The 6691-nt window shown below is 69.9% G+C and carries 4 protein-coding genes; 1 reads left to right on the top strand and 3 read right to left on the bottom strand.

Features of this window, described 5'->3' with window-relative positions:
- Window positions 1–155: 155 nt before the first annotated feature.
- Window positions 156–1757: an MFS transporter gene (locus IH26_RS0151910; protein WP_211268940.1), complete on the bottom strand. Its 1602-nt coding sequence runs from the start codon at window positions 1755–1757 to the stop codon at window positions 156–158.
- 109 nt (window positions 1758–1866) lie between these two features.
- Complete coding sequence (locus tag IH26_RS0151905; RefSeq protein WP_063763936.1) at window positions 1867–3174, bottom strand: aminomethyltransferase family protein; 1308 nt, start codon at window positions 3172–3174, stop codon at window positions 1867–1869.
- A gap of 130 nt (window positions 3175–3304) precedes the next feature.
- On the opposite strand from IH26_RS0151905, the gene IH26_RS0151900 reads away from it, so the two are divergent.
- The gene (locus IH26_RS0151900; RefSeq protein WP_030443715.1) at window positions 3305–4297 is read left to right on the top strand and encodes an Lrp/AsnC family transcriptional regulator; all 993 of its coding nucleotides are present in this window, start codon (window positions 3305–3307) and stop codon (window positions 4295–4297) included.
- Window positions 4298–4339: 42 nt separating this feature from the next.
- Here IH26_RS0151900 and IH26_RS0151895 read toward each other — a convergent pair whose 3' ends face one another.
- Entirely contained in the window at window positions 4340–6448 is a 2109-nt protein-coding gene (locus IH26_RS0151895) for a HelD family protein (protein WP_030443714.1), read from the bottom strand.
- Window positions 6449–6691 lie beyond the last annotated feature (243 nt).

The raw sequence follows: 6691 nt of genomic DNA, 5'->3' as shown, positions 1-6691 counted from the left end.
CCAGCGAGACGATGTTCGCCCGGTGCCTGGCCAGCACGTCACCGACGGCGGCGACGATGCCGGTGCGGTCCTTGCCGTACACGATCAGGGAAGCCTGATTCGGGGTGTGCGTGGGGGACGGGTGCCGCGCGGGTACGTCGAGGGCGAGTGTCACGTCAGCCTTCTTTCCCAGGAGCACCTGCGGACACTGTCTCGGCGGGGTGGTCGTGTCGGGTGGCTGTGGCTGTGGCGACGGTGGTTCGAGGTTCGCGGAGCAGGATCAGGGCGCAGGCGGCGGCGACGGCGTTCAGGACGGCGGCTACGACCAGGCACAGGCGCAGGCCGTCGAGCAGGGAGTCGCCGAGGGCCGCGTAGACCTGGCCCGCGCTCGCACCGAGGCTCAGGTGAGCGACCGCGCCGAGGCCGCTCGCGTCGGCGGTCGCAACGACCTGCCGGTGCAACGATCCGGTGACCCCCGAGGCGGTGAGGTGGGCGCCGAGGGTGGCGGTGGCCTTGGCGGACAGCAGGGTGCCGAGAACCGCGGGCCCGAGCGCGCTGCCGATCTGGCGGAAGGCGTTGTTGCCGGCCGAGGCCATCCCGGCGAGGCTGCGCGGGACCGCGCCGACGGCGACCGCGGTCATCGGCGTCATGACCACGCCCATGCCGACGCCGAGCAGGACCAGCCGCCATCCCGCGGAGACGAAGGATGTGTCCGTGTCGAGGGTGGTCAACAGCGCGAGCGCGGCCGTGATGACCAGCAGGCCGCCCGTGATCAGGTGGCGGGCGGGTACCCGGTGCATCAGGCGCCCGACGGGACCGCCCGCGGCGATCGCGGCCAGCGGCACGAGGATCAGCCGGGCGGCGGCGTGCAGGGTGTCGAGTTGCTGGACCATGCCGAAGTAGAGACTGAGGGCGAAGAAGAAGCCGATCAACGCGAGGAAGCTGATCAAGGCGACCAGCGCGGTGGCGGTGAAGGCGGGGCTGCGGAACAGAGCTAGGTTGAGCATCGGGCTGGTGCTGCGCCGCTCGATGAGCACGAACCCGACGAGGGCGATCGCGCCGAGAGCGAGAGCGATGAGCACCCGGGCGTCGGTGAAGGATCCGGCGCCGCCCTCGATGACTCCGTACACGAGCGCGGTGATCGCGAGCGTGGCGGTGAGCTGGCCCGGCCAGTCCAGACGGCGTCCGTGCGCGGCGTGCGAGTCGGGGAGCAGGCGTGCGGCCGCGGCCAGCGCGAGCAGTGCGGCGGGGATGGGCAATAGGTAGATCCATCGCCATGCGGCGTGGTCGAGGATCACGCCGGCGATGACGGGGCCGACCGCGAGCGCGGCCAGCAAAGCCATCGCCCACAACCCGATGAACTTGCCGCGTTCGCGGGGATCGGGCACGGCGTGGCTGATCAGGGCCAGGGTGGTGGGCAGCAGGGCGGCGGAGCCGAGGCCGGCGAGGACCTGCCCGGCCCACAGCACCTGAATTGTCGTCGCGCACAGTGCAACCGCGGCCCCGGCCGCGGCCAGCAGCAGGCCGGCGGAGAACACCTTCTTACGGCCGTGGACGTCGCCGAAGACGCCGGCGGTGAGCACGAAGGCGGCCAGCGGCAGGACGAACGCGTCCTGGACCCAGGCGAGTTGTGCCGTGGAGGTGTGCATCGCCTCCTGGATGGCGGGCAGGCTGATCGCCACGGTGGTGATCGGCAGGTAGGCGATGAAGACGCCGAGGCAGGACATGGCGAGCGTGATCGCTCGCCGGTCGGTCGACGGCTTCGACAGGTGACTCACGTGAACTCCCTTGCGGCAGGTCATGCCACGCTCGGACAAAAGGCGGAAGGGCACGCCGCGGGGCGGCCGGCCATGAAGACCTGACCGGCGCCCCGCTTGCGCGGAAATGTCAGACGGAGGCGTGATAGGCGGCCAGCAGCGCGCGCAGGTCACCCCGGGAACCGACGGGCTTGTAGGGGGCCTGCGCGACCGTGGCGCGGATCCGCTTCTTCGGCTCGCCCGGGTTGCCCCAGACCACCTCGACCCGCGTGCCGGGCTCAGCGTCGGCGACGTTCAGCACCGCCAGCGACATCATCTGCCGGTAGTAGTAGCTGTAACCGCGTGAGGTGGACACACCGACCGGCGCGCCGTCCCGTTCGATCTGGTCGGCCCAGATGTAACCCCGCTGGTCGCGGGGCATGTCCATGAACGTGTAGGTGGGGCCGTCGGCGAACAGGGACCGGTGTACGTCCAGCACGTCGTCGCTGTTCCACACCAGGGTGCGCAGGGTACGCCGCGGGTTCGCGACGATCCGGCGGAGCGCGGCGTCGCCGAGGAACTCGTGGTCGAACTTGATCTGCCGCGTCCAGCCGAACTCGACCGGGTCGCGGTAGTAGTCGCGCAAGTCGGAGCTTTCGAAGCTGCCGGTGATGTAGGCGAGCCGCGGCCGGTACGGGGTCACGAGCATGCTGGCGACGTAATCGGCGTACTCGGGCTCGAACACCGCGGGCAGGTATTCCAGCCCGTTGGTCGGGATGGCATTCTCGAGATGGTTGATCGGCACGGCCCGGGCTCCCAGCCGGCGGATGCCGTACTTGCGCCCGGCCTCGACGACCGCGTCGTACACCAGGTGGCCGATCTCTCGCGGCCCCTGCAACTCGTAGCCGGCCTCGCCGGCCATTCCCTGCCGCAGCGCCCAGATCCGGTGGCCGGCCAGGGTGGTCGGCACGGCATGCATGTACGGGACGTCCAGCAGCTTCTCGTCACTGGTCAGGTCCTGCATCAGCGGCACGGCGGCGGGACCGGCCACCTGGTAGATGAACCAGTCCTCCGGTTCGGCGGTGGCTTTGAAGGCGCTGTGGTCCAGGTTGTAGGTGGCCCATGCGCCGCCGTGACCGTGGTAGACGTAGTCGTCCTCGTCCAGCCGGGTGAGGATGCCCTCGTGCATGATCTTGCCGTGCGCGTTGGTGTGTACCGCGTGCTTGGAGGCGCCCGCGCGGAAGTTGGCGAAGGAGTTGACCGTGATGCCGGAGAACAGGTCCAGCACCTGCGGGCCACGCAGGCGGGTCTGCGGAATGAACGACCAGTCGCCGATATAGCACGTCCGCTTCCACGACATGCTCTCATCCAGCCAGTCGGTGTACTCCGGCTGGCCGAACAACCGAGCGATGATGTCGACCGGCGGCGTGACACGGAAGAAGTCGACGGTGAACTCCACAGGGACGGGCCCCTCTCCAGATGTTTTCTTGGAGTACCAGCATCCGCCGACATCGCGATTATCCCGTCCTGATCGCGCCGAATCGAAGCAACTTCCCCATGTCATTGGCAATCCATGGCAAGATTCCGCCATGCCTGACGTTTTGGATGGTAAGATCCTCCACGCTCTCCAGCTGGCGCCCCGGGCACCGTTCCGGCGCATCGCGGACGTACTGGCGGTGTCGGAGCAGACCGTTGCACGTCGCTACCAGGCGCTGCGCCGCGACGGCATCCTCCGCGTCGTGGGCCTGATCAACCCAGCCGTCCACGGCGAGGCGCAATGGGTCGCCCGCATCCGGTGCCGGCCCGACCGCACCGCTCCGCTGGCCGACTCCCTGGCGCGCCGTCCCGACATCGCGTATGCCCACGTCGCCTCGGGCGGCACCGAAATCATCTGCATCGTCCGGTCGCCGGTCGAGTCCGAGCGGGAGGCCATTCTGCTGCAACAACTGCCCAGGGCAGCCGCCGTCCTGGACATCTCCGTCGACCTGCTGATCCACCGCTTCGGCACGGCCGCCACCGCGGACTGGACCGGCTACGGCACGTGCCTGGATCCCGACCAGGTCGCACAACTGATCGCGCGGCGACCGCCCGCGCAGCCCGGGCCGCCCCCACCACCCACCGCGGACGACGCGCCCCTGCTGGACGCGCTCGGCGAGGACGGGCGAGCCACCCACACTCACCTCGCCGCCCACACCGGCTGGTCCACCGGCCGGGTCGCCCGACGTCTGGACGCGCTGGAAGCCTCCGGCACGCTCCTCTACGAGGTCGAGTCGCTGCCCGAGCCGCTCGGCTACCATCTGAACGCCACACTGTGGCTACGCACCGCACCGCGCGACCTGACCGCCACCGGCGAACAGCTCGCGGCCCATGGCGAGGTGGCCTTCGCCGGCGCCACCAGCGGCAACCACAACCTGATGGCCATCGTCATCTGCCGGGACGCGGCCGACTTCTATCGCTACCTGAGCACCCGCCTCGCGACGCTCACCAGCATCGACTCGTACACCGTCAGCGTCCGCGTGCAGCGCCTCAAACAAGCCGCCCTCCGCGTCGTGCACGGCAGGCTCGTCCGCCCCGAGGCTTGAACCTGACCCACCGGCCTCGATGCGGCGGTTCGCCGGCTCCGCTCAGGCGATCGACAGCTGCCCGAGCTCCTGGGTGCATCGGGTGAGCGCGACGTAGAGCCCGTTCCAGCCGCGTGGCTCCGCAGTGATGCCGTCAGGGTCGACGACCAGTGTCGCGTCCCATTCCAGGCCCTTCGCCTGGGTGGCGGTCAGCACCGGTACGTCGCTCAGGGCGGCCTTCAGCTGGGCGACGCGGACGGCGGGAGCGATGACACCCACGGTTCCGCCGCGCCAACGCTGCAGCAATCCTGCTACGGACGCCGTCGCGGCGTCGATCAGCTCGGCCGGATCCACGGTGAACGCCCACGGGGCGATTCCCGAAGTGCGGACCGCCCGCGGCGGTGTGTTGCTGCTGCCGGCCTTGTCGAGGATCGGGCCGGTGAGGGCCATGACCTCGCGCGGCGTGCGGTAGCAGATGCTCAGCTCCGCGGCGGTCCAGCGCCGGCCCAGCGTCGCGTTGACGGCCTGTGCCCAGGTGGTGTGCCGGTGCGACGCCTCCGCCTGGTCGATGTCCCCGACCGCGGTGATGGACCGGCTGGGGCAGCGGCGCAGCACCATGTGCCACTGCATCTCGGAGAGCTCCTGTGCTTCGTCGATGACGACGTGCCCGTAGACCCAGCCGCGCTGCCGGCGGGCGCGGTCGGCCACGAACTCGGCCGTCGGCTCCGGCTCGACCGCCTCGCCGAGCAGGTCAGCGATGGCGTCGAGGAGGGGGATGTCGCTGGACGCCCAAGGCCGCGTGGCGCAGGAGACGACGAGGGCGACCTCGTCCGTGGAAAGCCGCGGTGCGAGCCGGCGCAGCAGCGCCGCGTCGCCGAGCAACCGGCGCAGCGTCGCCTCCGGCTCTCGGGTCGGCCACCAAGCCTCGATGAACCTGGCGATGCCCGGGTTGCCGGCGATGCGCTCGCGGAGCTCCTCGATCTCCTCCGTGGACATCAACCCGTCGACGTCGGTGCCGGTGGTGGCCCGCTCAGGTTCGGCGGCGGGTTTCGCGCGGCGGTCGAAGCGGGCCAGGATGTCCTCCAGTCCCTCCTCCATCTCGGCGAGCAGCGCTTGTCGTCGTTCGGCGACGGCGTCGGCGAGCAGCTGGTGCAGTTGCTCGGCGAACACCGCGCGAGCCCGATGGTAGGGGCGGCCTTGCGTCGCCGAGGCGAGAACGTCGGTGACGGTCTGCGCCTCGATGACGTAGGCGTCGCCGTCCCACCGCAAGGTGAGCCCGCGCGCCGGTGGCAGGAGCGCCCGGACGTACGCTTCGAGCGCCGGCTGCCACAGAGCGCGGCCCTTGATCTCGGAACGTCGCCGATCCTCGTTCCGTTCCACCGCGATGCCGGGGATCAATGTGTCGCAGGTCGCGGAAACGACCGCGGTCTCGCCGAGCGCGGGCAGCACCTGGGCGATGTAGTCGAGGAACTGGGGCGAGGGACCGAGCACCAGGACGGCCTGATCCGCCATTTGCCGATGGGTGAACAGAAGGTACGCCACCCGGTGCAGCGCTACCACGGTCTTGCCGGTGCCCGGACCACCCTGCACGATCAGCGGGCCGGTCGCCTCGGCCCGGATGATGCCGTCCTGCTCGCGCTGCAAGGTGGAGATCGCCGTCGTCATCTGACCGGTGCGCCGCTGATCCAGGGCGGCCAGAAGAGCACCCTCGCCGACGAGGTCCGTCACCGCGGACCCGTCCAGCGGCTCGTCGTCCACACCGGTCACCACCGACCCGTTGGTGCGTACGTGCCGCCGCAGCGCCTGGCCCTGGGGATCGACCGCCGTGGCGGTGTAGAAGGGCCGTGCCGCCGGTGCGCGCCAGTCCACGACCAGCGGTTCGGCCTGCTCGTCCTCGGCACGCAGCCCGATCCGGCCGATGCGCCGCACCGTGCCGTCCAGGCCGTCGAGCCGCCCGAAGACCAGCCCGTCGGCGGCCCGCCCGACTTCCTGGGCCTGCCGCCGCAGCATTCGCCGGCGCTCGTGGCCCAGCTCGTCCGGGGCAGCCGACTCGAGCTGCTCCGCCAAGCTCGCGGCAAGCTGGTCGCGCCGAGCCACGGCCGTGTCGAGGTATCGCTGTTCCTCAGCGATCGCGGACCGTCGAGCGTTGTCTTCCTCGGAATAGAGATGCATAGGAAAACCTCCCGGCCGGAAATTCTAGAAACGGCGGGCCGCCCATTCGAAGGTAAGAGGCGAACGTCTCACAGACTTGCAATTTCAGTCGGCGAGATGTCTTTCTTCTACAATTCTTCCTTGACTGGCCGCCGCCTGTCTGCTCCACGGGCACGGCAAAGTCGGCCGGGTTTGCGTTTAGGCTGGTAGGAGCTGTAGGAGTTTGAGGATCCGGCGGTTTTTGCGGGCGTTGTAACGCATCGC

The sequence above is a fragment of the Actinoplanes subtropicus genome (assembly GCF_000721705.1).
GTDB lineage: Bacteria > Actinomycetota > Actinomycetes > Mycobacteriales > Micromonosporaceae > Actinoplanes > Actinoplanes subtropicus.
This window is presented reverse-complemented; position numbering and strand designations above follow the sequence as displayed.